Genomic DNA, 16,066 nt, shown 5'->3' with positions numbered 1-16,066 from the left:
ACAGCAATGTAGGTGGTTTTCTTTTTGTCTTTTCCGTAGCGGTTTTATGCACGTTTGAACAGGTTGTTTAAACCGTTGTTTAAACCATGAGTGCCACAATCGAGGTCGTTTGCCACAAGTCCAAAGTATTGGCAAACAATGAATCACCTCTAATGTTACGAATCACGAAAGACCGTAAGTCAAAATATTCCAGCATCGGTATTTCAGTCAATCCCGCATTGTGGGATTTTGAGAAAAACAGACCGCGTAGAAATTGCCCGAATCGCCTGCATATCGAACGCCTTATTGCAGATAAAATAGAAGCCTATCGTGCAAAGATGATTGAATTGCAGGCCGAGAAAAAGGAGTTTACCGCGACATCACTACATGAAAGAGTTGCAGACAAGACTACGAAACGCACCGTTGGCGAGGTGTTTCTATCACAAATCGAAAATTTGAAGCAAACGGGGCGAACGGGCTATGCGTTATCGCACAGAGAGGTCTACAATTCTTTGCTGAAATTCAACGGGCATCTGAATATCTACTTTTCAGACATCGACACGGTTTGGTTGAAACGCTATGAAACATGGTTGCGGGGACAGGGCTTTTCAGAAAATACGATAGGACGTCGATTCCGTACTTTGCGGGCAGTCTATAATGTAGCCATTGAGGAAAAGTGTGTGAAAGCGGATTATTACCCGTTCAAATCCTACAAGGTTTCCAAACTGCACCAAGCGACGGCAAAGCGAGCCATAAGTAAAGCGGACATCATGCGGATTATCGAATACCGCAGTAATGATTTCTACAAGCAATTTGCGGTCGATTTGTTTGCGTTCGGTTACTTTATGGGCGGGATTAATTTCGTGGACATCGCCTACCTTAAAACAGATAATATCGTGGATGGACGGCTGATTTACATACGGCGTAAGACTCACAAGTTGATTAGGCTGCCTTTGCAGTCCAAAGCGCAGGAGATTATAGAGCATTACCGAACGGACGGTGCGCTCTTTTTGTTTCCCATTCTTTCAACGTTTCATAAGACCGAGCAACAACAACGCAATCGAGTTCACAAAGTCATTTCCAAAGTGAACGAGCGACTGAAAGAGGTAGGGAAAGAGTTGGAAATACCTATCGACTTAACGACCTATGTTTCGCGGCATAGTTTTGCCACAGTCTTAAAACGAGAGGGTGTAAGCACGTCGATAATTTGTGAATCGCTGGGACATAGTTCTGAAAAGATCACGCAAATCTACCTCGATTCATTCGAGAACTCGCAAATCGACGAGGCCATGCAACATCTGCTGTAAGATTAAAGAGGACAGACATTGACAAGGGGTATAGATTTAACCCCTATGTCGATGTTTGTCCTTGCTGGTTATAGATATGTGGTTGAACGAGGACAGACTTTGTACGGCGGTATGATTTATAGACCGCTGTACAAAGTTTGTCCTCCTAATTCTGCTGATCCTGTGGTTAGATATTATTGGGTAGATAGCAGGACAGACTTGGTAAAAGGGGTTAATTATAGGCCCCTTTTCCAAGTTTGTCCTTTGTTTTTTATATTAGGGACTACTAACCACAGCTACTATGGATAAGAATTCAATCGGTTACACTCACGTCTTTACATTTACATGGGAGCAATTTCAAAGAGCATTGGTCTATACGAAAAAGTACTACGGGATGGATGCCCCTTATTTCTATCGGACATTGGATGCAGAATTGGAAGGCATAAACCAACCTGTTACGATTCACAACCGCCTCATGTTCGAGGATTTTTGTGACCGTCTGTTGTTCGCAGACAAGTCCACCTCCAAATATATGGAGCAAATACCCCACGAGGAGGTTCCGATTATATGGACACTGATGTTCGTAGAGTGGGGATTATGGTGCGAATGGCTGAAAGATCAAGACAGCGACTATACGCTTGGCGATTATTATGCCGATAATCTCAACAATTATTACCAAGACCACATGCGGGAGGAGTTATTGGAAACCTACCTGTTCTGCAAACAGACACCCATCCGCCCGCAACGAACAGTAAATATCCGTTAAAGAACATATTGTCCAAGTTTTAGCATGATTTTATCTTTGCTTAAGATCGGAAGAATAAAAAGCCGGTCGAGCAGGATTTATGGACAATAAGAAATACGACCGTTTGACAAAGAGTCTGGTTTATCCGTTGATGGAGAAGTATTATTCGAGCGGTGATTTGCCGAGCGATTTTTACAAGCGCGAGGGCTTGAGCGAAAGCCAGTTTTATACGAGGCGCCAGCGCTATCCGCGCGATCATCCGTCCGTGGCGAAGAAACTGGGTGTGGTACTTAAACCGACTCATATGCCTTCACGTTCCCCGCGAACGCAAGCTTCATCGGGCGAATCGGCATCGCCGTCAAACAGCGACTTCGTACGAGTCGATACTATCAAAGGCTCGTCGCTTTTCGCAGAGGCTGTTGCGGACTATGAATTATGCTATCCGAACGGGGTTCGGCTTCGTGTTACGTCGGCCACCCCGGCAGATCGGCTCTCCACGCTGATCAAGCTTTATTAGTCGGAGGGGAGGATATGTTCTCATTGGGAGATTCGGAAGTCTATTATCTGAGTTGCACGGCAACGGACATGCGCAAGGGGTTCGATGCACTGTGCGGAGAGGTTCGTCGCGGTATGGGCCGGGATCCGATAAGCGGGGAGGTGTTCATCTTCTACAACTCGGGCCGTACGCGCTTGAAGCTTCTCCATTGGAAGCGCGGGGGCTTCGTGCTCTATCACAAGCGCTTTGAACGGGGTATTCTTACCTTGCCTCGTTTGGAGGCCCGCGAGGGCGGTTATCAAGTCTCGTGGCGGGAGTTGGTATTGATGGTCGAAGGTGTGGAGTTGGAGCGCATACGGTCCCGCAAGCGTTACGATATTTCTTTGAAAAACAGCATAAATAGCGCTCGAATCTCTTTGTAAATCCATCTGTTTTGCGTATCTTTAAGATATGGAAAATGACAATACGACAGATACTTATACCATCGGTTTGAAACGACGCCTTGCGGCCCTTACGGCCGAACGGGATTCGCTCCGTTCCACAGCCGAACGTCTGTCGTCGGAACGCGACAATCTTCAAGGCGTGGTGGAGAAGATGCAGGACGAGTTGCGTCGGTTGCGCAGGATGTTGTTCGGTCGCAAGTCGGAGCGCTTCATTCCATCCGATCCGTCTCAACTCAAGCTGGACTTCGAAGGCGTAGCCGAGTTAAAGGAGGAGCGGGAGTATTCCGTCCTGCAAGGGAAGGCCGCCCATAAGGAATCGGCGCCACGCATCAAACGACCGGTCGAAGAACGTCAGCGGCGTATCTTTTCGGAGCATCTGGAACGCCGTGACGAGATCATCGAACCCGATGAACTCCCTGCGGAGAGCAAACGTATCGGCGAGGAGATCACCGAACTGCTGGAATACAATCCCGGGGTGCTCTATATCAGACGTCTGATATGCCGTGCCGAATGGCGACGGAGTCGTTATCGGTGAGTTGCCTTCCTTACCTCTACTCCGCGCCAATGCCGGGCCGTCGCTGCTAGCGCAGCTGCTTGTAGGCAAATATCAGGATCATTTGCCGCTGCATCGTCAGATCGGCATCTTCGCCCGTGCAGGGAGCGGCCGAGTTGCTCGAGCCGCTATACGGGGAATTGAAGAAAAGAGTGCTGGGCTGCAACTACATCCAGATCGACGAGACGACGATTCCCGTGCTGGACAAGGATAAGCCGGGAGCGACTCGTAAAGAGTATCATTGGGTAGTGCGCTCGCCGGAGTTGAAATCCCTGTTTTTCCATTACGACAAAGGTTCCCGGGCGCAGTATGTGGCCGTAGAGCTGCTGAAGGATTTCCGGGGCGCCGTGCAGAGCGACGGCTATGGAGCCTACGACATCTATGAGAACAAGCGGAGAGTCCTGCTGCTGGGCTGTCGGGCGCATATCCAGCGCAAGTTCGAACATGCCTTGGATGACGATCCTGAGCGTGCGGAATACGCCCTGCGGTTGATCGGGCAGCTATACGCCATAGAGCGCCGGGTGAAGGAGCAAGGGATACCCCTGGATGAAATCAAGGCCATACGTGAGAAAAAGCGCTCCGATATGCCTATGCGCTATACCCGCGCATGGCACGCTACGTCACAGACGGCAGATGCCGCATCGACAATAACCTCGCGGAGCAAGCCGTACGGCCGCTGGCATTGGGCCGCAAGAACTACCTCTTCTGCCGCAACCACGAGGCGGCATACAATACGGCCGTTGTCTACTCCCTGCTGGGGACATGCCGACTGTGTGTGTGGGGGGGCGGCAGTGCCCCCCCCCTCCTGCAATGAGTCGCGCCACTCTTCCCCGCAGGGGAATCTTCATAAATGGGTGCAGGATTCTATCTTATGAGCAGTACGGCAAGTCCGGCCTATACCGCTCTGTATGGCGGCGCATTCATAATAAGCAAGATTGAATATATAATCCCGCAATTCGGAACGACTCGCCAGACGATGATAGCGATAATGCTTCGGCAAGCGATGCCAGAAGCGAAATCGGCGCAGATCCCGACTGCTCGATTCCAGATAAATGATGCCCATACTCGTTTTGTCGATAAGCCCGAACAGGCTGTCTGCTGCAGGACATCTCCTGTCGCTGCGATGAAACAGATAAAGGGTGCCCGAAGGCAAATTGGGATGCTCCGTGAAAGGTTTTCTTCTCTTCATTGTTGCACTTTTTTTGTACTATCCTAAAAAGTGCGCGAAACCGACTGACGTATTGATGAATCAACCGTGGCCTATACGGAACAGCATAATACAAAACAGTCAGGAATCGCGCATGTTTGATACGCGTTCCAAACTGCTTGTCTGCTGTTTTTAATAATTTGGCCTTTTTGATTCGACAAACAGCTGCAACTATAATCTTTTCTGATTATAGTCGCACAGGTATTTCCTCTACCAAATTTAGACATTTTTTATTCTATCCCAAAATATTTCAACCTATTATTTTTTCTTAAGTGCATTTTTTCAATCGACTTATTCGAATTGTGTACTAAAACGGATACTTACGGAGCATCTCCATCTGCGGAGGCTTCTACTCGGGGAAAAACCCTCGGGGCATGAGGTTGGCATTTCGCTACGGCCCATTACCTTGCTGCCGGATGAAAAGGAGTGTCATGTGCCACCTATCGGGTATAATAGGGATGATTAAATATAAATTTATACCCGTAAGGGTACAAAATGAAAAATATTTGATATATTTGTACCCAAAGGGGTATAAATCATGAAACAGACATCTCTATCAAACTCGGTCAAGTCGATGCGCCGACAATATCATCTGACACAGGTGGAACTTGCCGAGAAGTCCGGTGTGGGACTGCGTTTTATCCGCGAACTGGAGCAGGGCAAACCGACACTTCGTCTTGACAAGGTCAACCAGATTCTGAATCTGTTTGGCTATGAGGTGGGAGCCGTGCCGATGACTAAAACCGATGAACGATGAAACAGGCTGTTGTATTTTTTCAGGATCGACGGGCCGGCTTCCTGACTGAAGACGAGAACGGTTATACATTCGTATATGATACCGGTTATTTGGCTGCACCCGATGCGCAGGCTGTGAGTCTGACCCTTCCGTTGAGCGACCGTCCCTATCGGGATAAAGTGCTGTTCCCGTTTTTTGACGGATTGATTCCCGAGGGCTGGTTGCTGGATATTGCCGAAAGGAACTGGAAAATCGATGCCCGCGATCGCATGGCCCTGCTTTTGGCCTGCTGTAAGGATTGTATCGGGGCTGTTGGAGTTCAACCCGTAATCACCAGGGAGGAGTAATCGATGGCTGTATGTTTGTATTGTTACGGGGAGTTGACCGCGGGTGAAAAGGATTTTCACAAGCGTTGTTCCCAAAAAATGTTCGGGACGCCGTATCCTCCCGAACTGCCCTATACGCGCGAAAATCTGACAGATCTTGCCAGACAGGTAATTCGCAGCCAGACAACCCTTACGGGGGTACAGGCAAAACTGTCACTCGATATTCTCAAGGGTGGACGAAACGAGGTCGACCGTTTTACGATTGTTGGGCTGTGGGGACGGTATATTCTGAAACCACCAACCGAACGATTCGCCCATTTGCCCGAGTTGGAGGATTTAACGATGCATTTGGCCGAACTGGCCAGAATAAGGGTCGTGCCTCATAGTCTGATTCGCTTTGCTGATGGCGAACTGTGCTATATCACACGCCGTATAGACCGCACTTCCCAGGGTGAGAAATTACCCATGGAAGATATGTGCCAGTTGACCGGGCGTCTGACCGAGCACAAATACAAAGGTTCGTACGAACAGATTGACAAGACCATCCGGAGATTCTCTGCAACCCCCTTGCTGGATCAGGTCAACTTTTGGGAGCAGGTCGTGTTTTCGTGGATCACGGGGAATGCCGACATGCATCTGAAGAACTTCTCGCTTTATAGCGAGGTGCCGGGTAAACATCTGCTTACTCCGGCTTACGACATGCTCTCCACAGCGCTGGTCATGCCGGAGGATAACGAGGAGCTGGCGTTGACGCTCAACGGCAAGAAGCGGAAAATCAGGAAAGAGGATTTTATCGCTTCCATGCAGACTGCGGGTCTGGGCGACAAGGTTATAGAAAACATCTTACACAAGTTTCGGAAGTCACAGGATGTCTGGTTCGCATATATGGATCGATCATTCCTTCCGCGAGAGATGAAAGAGGAATACAAAGGGATCATCCGAAACAGGATCAGCCAGTTGGCATAGCTAAGACATCGAACAGCCCGGAGATAAGAATCTCCGGGCTGTTTTGCGAATAGAGCAGAGCGTATTCCGCTATCCCAGTTTGGAGATGGCTCTCTCCACCTGCATCATGTCCCGGAGGATGGAGCTGTCGAGAACCCGGGCATAGTGTTGCGTCATCTTGATGTTGGAGTGCCCCAGCATCTTGGCGACGTTGTCGATCGTGGCGCCGCTGGCCAGCGTCAGGGTTGCGAACGTGTGGCGCGCGCAATGTGAAAAACATGCCCGAACGGCATTTTGCAGTTGGCAGCAACAAAAACGCAAACGGTTTGGGATGAGACGATTTTCCGTTTTTGAGGACGCAGTCCACCGCACATTGTAGCGAGACAACCGTTACTAGACCGTTACTCGTATCGTTACCTCGGCGTCCACAGGTAACCGGCAGCGATCGACAGACTTCCGTACGGCGTTTTACTCTCTGAATCACCGGTTTTTGCATAACGACGGACGCTTCGAACCACGGTATCTTTGCTCAGAGCAGGGAACCCTAAAAACCAGTCGTTATGAAAGAAGTCAGTTGCAAGGTTTTGCTCTACCTGAAAAGGAGCTCCCTGACCGCTTCGGGCAAAGCCCCGATAATGGGTCGTGTCACGGTGAACCGCACGATGGCGCAGTTCGGCTGCAAGCTCACCTGTACCCCCGCGCTGTGGAATGTCCGCGAGCGGCGTCTCAGCAACAAGAGCCGCGAAGCCGTGGAGACCAATGCGCGGATCGAGAAACTGCTGCTGGGAATCCATGAGTCCGTTAAGAGCCTTTCGTCCCGCCCGGGAGGATTCGATGCCGAGGCGGTCAAATGCCAGTACCAGGGCAGCCTGGAAACCCGCATGACCCTTCTCCGCCTGCTGGACCGCTACATCGAAGGACTCCGCAGCCGGGTGGGTATCGACTGCGCCCGGACCACGCTGAGCACCTACGTCTACACGCGACGCTCGCTCGAAGCCTTTATCCGCCGACGGTTCGGGCTTCCGGATCTTGCCTTCGGACAACTGAACGAACAGTTCATCCGCGAGTATCAGGATTTCACGCAGACCGAGCAGGGCTATGCCCTGCAGACGGTGCGCCACTACCTGGCCGTGGTGAAGAAGATCTGCCGCCTGGCCTTCAAGGAGGGACACTCCGAGAAGCTGCATTTCGCCTACTACAAACTGCCCCGACAGGTGGAGACGACGCCCAAGGCATTGAGCCGCGCCAGCTTCGAGAAGATCCGCGATCTGGACATTCCCCCACAGCAAGGGTCGCTCTCGCTGAGCCGCGACCTCTTCCTCTTCGCCTGCTATACGGGCACCTCCTATGCGGACGTCTCGCGCCTGACCGGGGAGAACCTCTACACGGATGAATCGGGCGCCCTGTGGCTCAAATACCGGCGGAAGAAGACCTACTACCGGGCCCGTGTAAAACTGCTTCCCGAGGCGCTGGCCCTGCTCGACAAATACCGCGATGCGGAGCGGGAGACACTCTTCCCGCACCAGTCGGCCGACGTAGTGAAGGCCAACATGAAGGGACCTCGGGGCCTGATCGGCATCCCGGAGGCGCTGACCTACCATGCCGGGCGGCACAGTTTCGGCACGCTGGCCATCTCCGCCGGGCTTTCCATCGAGAGCATCGCCAAGATGATGGGCCATGCGAACATCTCCACCACCCAGGACTACGCACAGATCACCGAGCAGAAGATCTCCGAGGATATGGACCGTCTGATCCGCCGCCGTGCACGGCGGCAGGACGAATCCCAGTCCAAGATGTAGCAACTTCCCGACGACGGCCGACTCCCGGAGATCCCGAGACCGGTCGTTGTGTTTGTCCCTGCTCCTTTTCATCCGGCAGCAAGGTAATGGGCCGGAGCGAAATGCCAACCTCATGCCCCGAAGGTTTTTCCCCGAGTAGAAGTCTCCGCAGATGGAGCCCCCGGGAAAAAGGTTGTCGTATTCGCTCCGGCCCGTTTGGGAAGATGCTACCGATGAAAAGGAGAAAAACTGTGAACGGTGGCATCGTGAGGGTCGGTTGCTCGTGTTCCCTTTCTGCCTTCTGTCTGTGCTGTCTTGTTGTCCTCGTTCTGCTCCTTGTCTATCAAAACTCGTTGCGATAGCCCTCCTCCAGCATCCGTTCGATATCCGAGGAGCGGTAGAGGATCTTGCCGCCCAGCTTGATGTAGGGAATCCGTCCCTGATTGTGGTAATCCTGCAAACTTCGGCGGCTGATCTTCAGCCGCTGCGAAAGCTCCTCATCCGTATAAGCTCTCGCCGTCCAACGAGGATTTGCGCTTCGAAAACAACGCCTCCAACGCCTTGGAAAGACGCTCCAGTGCCTGGAAGTACGAGCGGATCCGCTCGTCTTGCTCCGAAATCAATTCATTGCCCATCTCCCGTCTGTTTGATGCGAAATCCGGCCCGACACCACCTCGAGTGTCACGATCCGGATTCCGCCGTTTATACTCCGTTTCTGCACTTCTGCTCGTACCTGCGTCGTGCCTCCAGTACCGCAAGGAACGACCGCACATCTTCTGCCCGGTAGTAAATCTTGTGGTTGATTTGCGTGTAGGAGAGCGATCCGTTGCCGCGAAGCGTCTGCAACGTCCGCTTGGAGATATTCAGCAACTGGCAGACCTGCTGGTTGTCCAGCCACGGCTCCGGTTCGCCGATACGGTGTGCATGGCAGAGCGCGTCCATCCGTCGGGCAAACTCCTCGAACCGCGCAAGCATCCGCTCAAAGGTTCGGGATTCCACATTGACTATTCCCATGGCAGTGGTTGGCGTCGGTGTGGCACAGGTTGGCGTCGGTTACGGGCCCCATCAGAGCATTTCAATTGATTTTCGAGGCGTAGAACCATACGCCATAGTGACCTCGATAAGGAGGACATTAGAACGTCCTAATGCTTTTGCTTCCCAACATAAAGGGGCCTACTGACATCAACAGATCAATAAAACAGGAGATCGAGAGATCATGGTATCATGAACTCAGGGAGACAAGACATCAAGGGCTCTTGAGGCCAAGAGATCATGACGCCAGGAGATCAAGAAGCCACGAGTCCAAGATTTCAGCAGGGGCTGAGTTCCAGATTTCAGGACTTCATGAAGCCCGGATATCAAGAACTCCCGAGGTCTGGAGTTCTTGACCTCTGGAGTTCGCGAGTCCAAGAGTTCATGATTTTGGGACATCAGGGGTTCTTGACTTCTGGAGATCAAGACGCCAAGACTTCAATCCGTATTGATTTCCTGGCATCACTATTTCATGATGGATTGAGTTCAAGATTTATTCATTCCGTTTTGATGCAGTTTTGTTCCCGATGTCGGTTTCGGGAACGGATGGTTCGCCTCTTCAGATTGGCCAGCGAACAAGCGGGAACGGGACGTGATATTCGACCCGTTTTTGAGTCCCCAGAACATTATATGTTTCGGGACTCAGCAAGCTGTGTTTTCCGTTACACGAAATATTCTCGGAAACGAAAACAGCTTGCCCGCAAGGGGGGGGGAACTCCTCCGAAGTCGTCGCTTTTTACCGGGCACCCCATGTGCCGAGACCGGATTTTAACCGCCGAAGGGTTTCCGGCACCCTTTGTTCAAAAATGGGGACCTTGGAAGGCATAATTGCGTCCTACGGGCAAAAGAAAAGGAGCAGGCTTTCAAAGGCTGCTCCGACAAATGGGGATATTCTGTTTCGATTCTCGGATGAGATCACACCGGTTTTCTGACTGTAATCACGAGATATGACGAACATTCAATGGCTTGTTCCATCTCAAATCGAGGCCGTGACGCGACCCTTTCTTCATACACATAAGCAACGTATGACAAAGGAATTAGCCGCCACAATGGCCTTCTTACACGCTCAAATCCATAGAAATCCTGTCAATTATTGCCATGATTTGGGCAGTTAAGGACCATTCTTTTGTGCAAAAAATACGCTGGGAAACCTGCTTATGGGCACACCCAAATATGACCAAACAATTGCTGTCAGTGGAGGAAAAGTAGGTTGCACACCATTTATCGAGTTTATTTTTAGAGTAATTGCAGAGACATAGACTACCCTGAAAGAAACTTTTCCTCTCGGGCATGTCTTTAACACTCAATCCGTGAACATTTCAGCCCAGCTACCTGCTATGTTCTGTCCGTGGCAGTGGTTGGCTTCGGTGTGGCTGTAGTTGGCGTTGCTGGATGGTTGGAGGATCGATTTTTCTCACTATTTTTACGTCTCGTTATGGCAACGATTGTTATTGAAAACCCGCACCCCGAAAAGGTCCTGCAGCATGCTGTCCTTTCATGCGGTTACCGGAGGACGATTGACGGTCAAAGTCGATGAAGGAAAGATCGTCATCACGAGCCACCGTTTGAACGAGAATGAATTGAAGCAACTGTTTTCGGATTTTATCCCCCAAAGCGAAGAATCAAAAACGATAGACAATCATGACTAAGGCTGATATTGTAAAGCAGATAGCAGAGCGGACCGGCGTAGAACGTGAGGTTGTTTCTACTATTGTAGAGAATTTCATGGAGCAGGTTCGTTCATCCATGATTCATGGAGAGAACATTTATCTGCGAGGATTTGGCACTTTTCTGCTCAAACAGAGAGCCGAGAAGGTAGCACGTAATATATCTAAAAATACGACGATTGTTATTCCTGCGCATACGGTTCCGGCATTCAAGCCTTCTCCGGATTTCGTGAAGCTAATGGGAAAATAAAAGTAGGCCTATTATTAAGCGCCTCATAACTTTTATATTTGTTTTTATTGTATTGCTGTTTTTTCTCAGCATCGAATCGAGGGAATGGTTGTCGATTCTCTCGGTTCTCCTATAGATGCGGCTGTTGTAGTATTGATGAACCTCTAAACGGAAGTTCAATCGCACAACAGATTACCGTTTCAGACGGTCTTTATCGTTTGGATGAACGGTGAGCCTCTGTTTTTATCAATTGTTATAATTGAGCGATGTCTTGCGGGAGAATATTAAAAACCCATATAAAGTTTAACTCATCGCTATGATCATTCTTTTTCGTATATAGCTGCCAATTAGATCCGTTGAAGAGTTGTCTGCCCTCTGAGTTTCGATCTATATATTCCCATTTTTTCAGGAACTGACCATCTTTGGAACTGACACTTATACACCATTCATGCTCCGGCTTACCGTTCCACGCATCGTAAAATGTGTCAAAAGTGGGTTCTCCTAAATATTGAAACGGATTAAAGCTATGAACTAATGCCGAATCTCCAGGATCGACAACAGCATCAGCTTCAATAAATGGTGATGTTGTAATAATTAGAATCTGATCGGTATTGTTTTTTACATACCAAGAGGTTGCATGCGTAGCCACCCATTTCTTCGGGTCGCATGATATGCTAATTAGTGTAATCGCAAATATGAAAGCAATCTTTTTCATGGCATTTGTGAACTACTCAATATCTGTGGGAAGAATGTCAAAAACCCATGCAAAGTTTAATTCATCACTATGACTATATTTTTTCGTATATAACCGCCAGTAAGATTCATTAAAGAATTGCCGTCCTTCTGCGTCTCGGTCTGCATAATTCCAACTCTTTAATAAGCACCCTTCATTCGAAAGAATATCAGTATGCTGATCTTGGACCGCTGTTTTTTCCCAAATGTCATATAAGCCGTTGAAAGACGGAATACCCCAATGTTGCGGAGGACAAAATGAATGGAAACAGACAGAATCACCCGAAATAATTGTTAATATCGACATTAAATGTCCGGGAACAGTTGTTATACTTATTGGTTTATTAGTTGCGTTTTTCACATACCAGTAGGTATAATGAGTCTTCAAATGCTCAGGTGGATCACATGAGACACCTCCCAGAATGATTATACATAGAAAGAATATCCTCTTCATAAGTAGATTTGGTTTACTTTTTTACAAAGATAAAAATGTTCAGGGAATAATCCCTGAACATTTAAATTAATTGTCAGTTGTCGCAGATTATTTCAAGCTGCGCTCCTTGGTTAATTGTAAACGGAGAGTTTATAGTAACGGACTTGTTGGCCCGAAAGGTCAGTTTAGCACTATTCGTTACGGTAACATTTCGTGTAAGAATATTATTCCCTGAAAAAACGAATTATTCCTCCAGAGGAAGGACTACACCTTTGGCGTTACAGAACGGACGGTTCAAATAATCGAAAAAATTCAAATAGACTTGATTGCTGTCATGGTAAAGTGTTATTAGACATCTCCCGCCCATTTTTCTCCAGTCAAGCCGCCCCTGGATTTGGAATTGAACGTCACCATTTCGTTTCACACGTAGTTTCTCGAAACTCGAACTCTCATCCGTGGCACTATAGTGGCTCAAGTTCCCGCCTGTGCGATTTAGACGGAAAAAGTCTGGGGCAAAGCTGACTTCGACTATCGTACCTTTCATGCGGACATAGCTCTGATGAGCATCAGCTCTTTTCCCTTTTTTACCGTAGACTTCGTCAATTTCGATAACGAATCGTTGCGATTCGAGTGTAGCAAGAGACGCCTCGTAGACTTGATTAGTTGATGAGGTGTTGTGTCGTTGGGCGGAGCATCCCGACAGTATGGCTGCCAGCGGGAGGAGGAAAATGATTGAGAGCTTCATTCTATTTTCTATAATTTACAAATGCTTCAATTGCGGCTTTACTTGCGTCTAAAAGGCCCTGCCCTTTAAATCCTGTTAAATTGCGGCCTTCAGAGAGCCGAAATTCATTGAATTCTCGTTCAACCGTGGTCCTGATGTGTATCCCAGGATAAAGAATACGTACCGTTCTATACCAAGCATAATCCGCTGCTTCAGCATAGCCGGGAGTCAATCGATAAATAGATGAATTCTTAATTGCGTTATAATATGACATAGAACCTGTAGTTTCATACCAAGGTTCAGGTGCGTAAGCAGGAAATTGTCCAGTGGGAAGTTCTATCCTGTTGAAATCATTATCATTACCTGTGGTGAACGTGACATTCGCCTTAATATAGTCCGAGAATCGTAGTATCAATTGGCCATGAGGCTCGCTATATTCTTTACCGCAAGCAGAGCAACGATTTTGCCAGCCCAAGTTTCTCATATGGCAGTCGCAAATCCAATGGCATCCTGGATCAATTGCTCTTGTAGCTGGGATATCAGGGATAGCAGGATTGGTAATCTCATCTTGGCTACAGTTAACCAAAAATAGGCCACAAAACATCAGAATGGAAGAATAAATGATTCTTTTCATAGCTTAAATTTTTTAGTTGGTTCTCATTACAAAGATAAAAATAAAAACTTAGATTCACAATACTTGATAATATGATTTTTAAAAGAAATAATTCTGCATTATGAATATTCATGCTTATTTTTTAAGGAAAAATAAAACTTTTTGTTAATTATTAGGCCGAGTGATTTTATATATCTGGTTGTAAAGAAATATGAAAGTTTCTCTCAAAGGTGTATAATATTGTGCTGCATGATAGATAACCAAATTGAAGACGACGCATAGTTGCCTGTTTGAGTTTTGAGCGCGAGCTACGCGTATGCATTCTGGTAGTTGATACAGAAAAAAGTAGTGAACTTTGTAAAGATTTTTTCAGAATCTCCTGCTTGCCCCCCTTCCAATAGCCGGTTACACGGCCGGATGGCATAGCGACACGCCGAGGAGCTCAACCCGTCGAAGAGAGCGTGTAGGCATACTCCGTTTCATTGAGCAGATTGGAGGCTGAAGTCCAAAGTTCCCACCCCCTCGCCGACTTTCAGCGCATCGACGCGTGTCTCGGGCGATCTGCATAACATCAAGGGGTTCGGGCTGGGGCTCTATTACGTTCGACTGATTACTGAAAGACATGGCGGTGAGGTCTCTGTGGTGAGCTCACCAGGCCGCGGATCAATCTTTATCCTGACTCTTCCCGATGATGAACGATAGAATCCATATGCTGCTTGTCGAGGATGAGCAGACGCTGGCCGATATCATTGCCGATACGCTCGGCGAAAAGGAGTTCGACGTCACGGTTGCCTACAACGGTATCGAAGGGCTGCGTCTTTTCGACGAACGGCACCCCAACGTCGTCGTTATGGACATCATGATGCCTGGCATGGAGGTTTTTGTTTGTCGATGAATTGCGGCGCCGGTCGACCGACGTGCCGGTGCTCTTCCTTTCGGCCTGCATGTTTTCATCACGCGCCTGCGATGCCGGTTGTCCGCCGATCCTTTGGTGCAGATTGTCAATGCCAGAGGTGTCTGTTACAAATTGTTATACTAACATGTGATACAGAGAAGATAAAGATTGACAAGCGTCCCGAACTTAAGATATTCGATATCGACAGTGGATTCTTTAAGATTTAAGATTAAGGAAGGAGGAATGTTTTCTGTTCTTGTGCTTTCTGTCAAACAGTTTTTCAAAAATTATCAGACATGTTAAAAATTTATAACGGATATACCGGCTTTAGGTTCTTCTCGATTCCATATAGTATGTCAAGCGAACTGCTTCGACCTTCGATGTTCATGGCATAAACGCTTTCGTCGGACATCGAGGCGATCAGAAAGTTGCGGGTCTAGGCCGTTTGCCAACCGGTGCGGCAGGCATTGCGCACGGCAAAGATCAAGATGCGCTGCTCTGCCAGCGCCTCTTCGACGGCGGGAGGGTAGCGGCGGTAGAGGGCGCGCCCCAGAGCCCAGATCACCGGGTGACGGGCTTGCAGCAGAAGTTCAAAGACGGATTTTTCGAGCGGCGACTGGAACCCGCTGATTACAATGCGGTCGGTAGCGCAACACGCCTCGGCCCAGTGCAAGGCCTGTTCCTCGACGGTGGGCGAAACGACGCGCGAGGCGAAGAAGGCGACCTTTCGGCGGTCGAGTAGGGCGGGGTTGCCCGTGTAGTCGTAATCGAAAGCCATAAAAACGTGGGTTGCCGCATTGACTTACCCCATACTCAGGCCTTCGCTGCCCCTCTCGAAATAAGCAACACGGACAGCCCACGCGAAACATGTATTGCACATAATGCGCCAATAGCATACGGATGCAATACATACGTTTACGGAGCGCCCGGCTACATTTCTTTCGAGAGATCAAAGTTGCGAAGTTTGAATGCGAAAGAAAACGTAACAAAACGTTCGTATAAAATGTCCGGCTCCGCGGATCGGCACGGAACAATTTACAAAAATAGGAAATTAAATCGGAGAACCGCCAACGGTCGCCGATTTCTGCGGTGAAATCTCATTAACTTGTGAGTTAGGGAGGCTCTATCTTCAGCCTGATATAATCCTCCCGGGAGTTTGGGGCACTATTAATTGAGTTCCGGTCGAAAAACGACCTTGGCATAAAGATGTGCTGATTCTGGGACGGGACCGTTGAAGATTGACTTAA

At 48.7% G+C, this 16,066-nt stretch carries 21 protein-coding genes and 2 pseudogenes; 14 read left to right on the top strand and 9 right to left on the bottom strand.

The features are described 5' to 3' along the window. The first annotated feature begins 86 nt into the window (after positions 1–86). The 6 genes from B5G09_RS13175 (at position 87) to B5G09_RS14470 (ending at position 4,377) form a co-directional block, all read left to right on the top strand. Positions 87–1,286, top strand: coding sequence for a site-specific integrase (locus B5G09_RS13175; RefSeq protein ID WP_087405541.1), 1,200 nt, complete (start codon positions 87–89; stop codon positions 1,284–1,286). Between the two features lie 280 nt (positions 1,287–1,566). Further along, complete coding sequence (locus B5G09_RS13170; RefSeq protein ID WP_241147682.1) at positions 1,567–2,031, top strand: hypothetical protein; 465 nt, start codon at positions 1,567–1,569, stop codon at positions 2,029–2,031. 103 nt (positions 2,032–2,134) lie between these two features. Further along, a complete protein-coding gene (locus B5G09_RS14130) occupies positions 2,135–2,527 on the top strand; it encodes a hypothetical protein (protein ID WP_206384456.1) in 393 nt (130 codons plus the stop codon). A gap of 14 nt (positions 2,528–2,541) precedes the next feature. Next, positions 2,542–2,928 carry an IS66 family insertion sequence element accessory protein TnpB gene (tnpB, locus tag B5G09_RS13165; RefSeq protein WP_162608290.1) on the top strand — a complete coding sequence of 129 codons (387 nt, stop codon included), beginning with the start codon at positions 2,542–2,544 and terminating at the stop codon, positions 2,926–2,928. Positions 2,929–2,995: 67 nt separating this feature from the next. Further along, positions 2,996–3,484 carry a hypothetical protein gene (locus B5G09_RS13160; RefSeq protein WP_162608289.1) on the top strand — a complete coding sequence of 163 codons (489 nt, stop codon included), beginning with the start codon at positions 2,996–2,998 and terminating at the stop codon, positions 3,482–3,484. Between the two features lie 158 nt (positions 3,485–3,642). Then, positions 3,643–4,377, top strand: coding sequence for an IS66 family transposase (locus B5G09_RS14470; protein ID WP_241147681.1), 735 nt, complete (start codon positions 3,643–3,645; stop codon positions 4,375–4,377). Here the strand turns inward: B5G09_RS14470 and B5G09_RS13140 are convergent. After that, entirely contained in the window at positions 4,347–4,691 is a 345-nt protein-coding gene (locus B5G09_RS13140) for a hypothetical protein (RefSeq protein WP_206384455.1), read from the bottom strand. The two genes, B5G09_RS14470 and B5G09_RS13140, sit on opposite strands and share 31 nt — an antisense overlap. Positions 4,692–5,247: 556 nt before the next feature. Between B5G09_RS13140 and B5G09_RS13135 the strand changes: the two genes are divergently transcribed. From B5G09_RS13135 to B5G09_RS13125, 3 genes are read left to right on the top strand one after another with little or no spacing between them, the layout of a single operon-like run. Then, the gene (locus B5G09_RS13135) at positions 5,248–5,466 is read left to right on the top strand and encodes a helix-turn-helix transcriptional regulator (protein ID WP_087405536.1); all 219 of its coding nucleotides are present in this window, start codon (positions 5,248–5,250) and stop codon (positions 5,464–5,466) included. Then, a complete protein-coding gene (locus tag B5G09_RS13130; protein ID WP_087405535.1) occupies positions 5,463–5,792 on the top strand; it encodes a HipA N-terminal domain-containing protein in 330 nt (109 codons plus the stop codon). The genes B5G09_RS13135 and B5G09_RS13130 overlap by 4 nt, the downstream gene beginning before the upstream one ends. Before the next feature lie 3 nt (positions 5,793–5,795). Further along, positions 5,796–6,737 carry a HipA domain-containing protein gene (locus B5G09_RS13125; RefSeq protein WP_087405534.1) on the top strand — a complete coding sequence of 314 codons (942 nt, stop codon included), beginning with the start codon at positions 5,796–5,798 and terminating at the stop codon, positions 6,735–6,737. Between the two features lie 69 nt (positions 6,738–6,806). Here B5G09_RS13125 and B5G09_RS14520 read toward each other — a convergent pair whose 3' ends face one another. After that, positions 6,807–7,088, bottom strand: coding sequence for a tyrosine-type recombinase/integrase (locus B5G09_RS14520; protein WP_262481272.1), 282 nt, complete (start codon positions 7,086–7,088; stop codon positions 6,807–6,809). A 188-nt stretch (positions 7,089–7,276) separates the two neighbouring features. Between B5G09_RS14520 and B5G09_RS13115 the strand changes: the two genes are divergently transcribed. Next, positions 7,277–8,515, top strand: a complete 1,239-nt coding sequence (locus B5G09_RS13115; RefSeq protein WP_087405532.1) for a site-specific integrase — start codon at positions 7,277–7,279, stop codon at positions 8,513–8,515. 322 nt (positions 8,516–8,837) lie between these two features. Here the strand turns inward: B5G09_RS13115 and B5G09_RS13110 are convergent. Together B5G09_RS13110 and B5G09_RS13105 are read right to left on the bottom strand one after the other, a co-directional pair. Further along, positions 8,838–9,129 (bottom strand): annotated as a pseudogene (locus tag B5G09_RS13110) (helix-turn-helix domain-containing protein). A gap of 67 nt (positions 9,130–9,196) precedes the next feature. Beyond that, a complete protein-coding gene (locus B5G09_RS13105; protein WP_087405531.1) occupies positions 9,197–9,508 on the bottom strand; it encodes a helix-turn-helix domain-containing protein in 312 nt (103 codons plus the stop codon). A gap of 1,502 nt (positions 9,509–11,010) precedes the next feature. Between B5G09_RS13105 and B5G09_RS14125 the strand changes: the two genes are divergently transcribed. Both B5G09_RS14125 and B5G09_RS13100 read left to right on the top strand, forming a co-directional pair. Continuing rightward, on the top strand, positions 11,011–11,175 hold the full coding sequence (locus B5G09_RS14125; RefSeq protein WP_162608287.1) for a hypothetical protein: 165 nt from the start codon (positions 11,011–11,013) through the stop codon (positions 11,173–11,175). Next, entirely contained in the window at positions 11,168–11,443 is a 276-nt protein-coding gene (locus B5G09_RS13100; protein WP_087405530.1) for an HU family DNA-binding protein, read from the top strand. Before B5G09_RS14125 ends, B5G09_RS13100 begins: the two co-directional genes overlap by 8 nt. 232 nt (positions 11,444–11,675) lie before the next feature. Here the strand turns inward: B5G09_RS13100 and B5G09_RS13095 are convergent, their stop codons facing one another. From B5G09_RS13095 to B5G09_RS14020, 4 genes are all read right to left on the bottom strand, one after another. Further along, positions 11,676–12,137: a hypothetical protein gene (locus B5G09_RS13095; RefSeq protein WP_087405529.1), complete on the bottom strand. Its 462-nt coding sequence runs from the start codon at positions 12,135–12,137 to the stop codon at positions 11,676–11,678. Positions 12,138–12,149: 12 nt separating this feature from the next. Continuing rightward, positions 12,150–12,608, bottom strand: coding sequence for a hypothetical protein (locus tag B5G09_RS13090; RefSeq protein WP_087405528.1), 459 nt, complete (start codon positions 12,606–12,608; stop codon positions 12,150–12,152). Between the two features lie 223 nt (positions 12,609–12,831). Continuing rightward, positions 12,832–13,332, bottom strand: a complete 501-nt coding sequence (locus B5G09_RS13085) for a hypothetical protein (protein WP_087405527.1) — start codon at positions 13,330–13,332, stop codon at positions 12,832–12,834. A gap of 1 nt (position 13,333) precedes the next feature. Then, positions 13,334–13,945, bottom strand: coding sequence for a hypothetical protein (locus B5G09_RS14020; protein WP_143256576.1), 612 nt, complete (start codon positions 13,943–13,945; stop codon positions 13,334–13,336). 525 nt (positions 13,946–14,470) lie between these two features. On the opposite strand from B5G09_RS14020, the pseudogene B5G09_RS13080 reads away from it, so the two are divergent. Together B5G09_RS13080 and B5G09_RS14460 are read left to right on the top strand one after the other, a co-directional pair. Further along, positions 14,471–14,626 (top strand): annotated as a pseudogene (locus tag B5G09_RS13080) (ATP-binding protein); the annotation flags it as partial. Next, positions 14,616–14,819, top strand: a complete 204-nt coding sequence (locus B5G09_RS14460) for a response regulator (RefSeq protein ID WP_241147680.1) — start codon at positions 14,616–14,618, stop codon at positions 14,817–14,819. The pseudogene B5G09_RS13080 and the gene B5G09_RS14460, both read left to right, overlap by 11 nt. Before the next feature lie 436 nt (positions 14,820–15,255). Here B5G09_RS14460 and B5G09_RS13070 read toward each other — a convergent pair whose 3' ends face one another. Next, complete coding sequence (locus tag B5G09_RS13070) at positions 15,256–15,597, bottom strand: hypothetical protein (RefSeq protein ID WP_087405526.1); 342 nt, start codon at positions 15,595–15,597, stop codon at positions 15,256–15,258. Positions 15,598–16,066: the final 469 nt, after the last annotated feature.

Origin of the sequence: Alistipes sp. An54 (assembly GCF_002159375.1) — a bacterium.
In the GTDB taxonomy this organism is placed as follows: domain Bacteria; phylum Bacteroidota; class Bacteroidia; order Bacteroidales; family Rikenellaceae; genus Alistipes; species Alistipes megaguti.
This window is presented reverse-complemented; position numbering and strand designations above follow the sequence as displayed.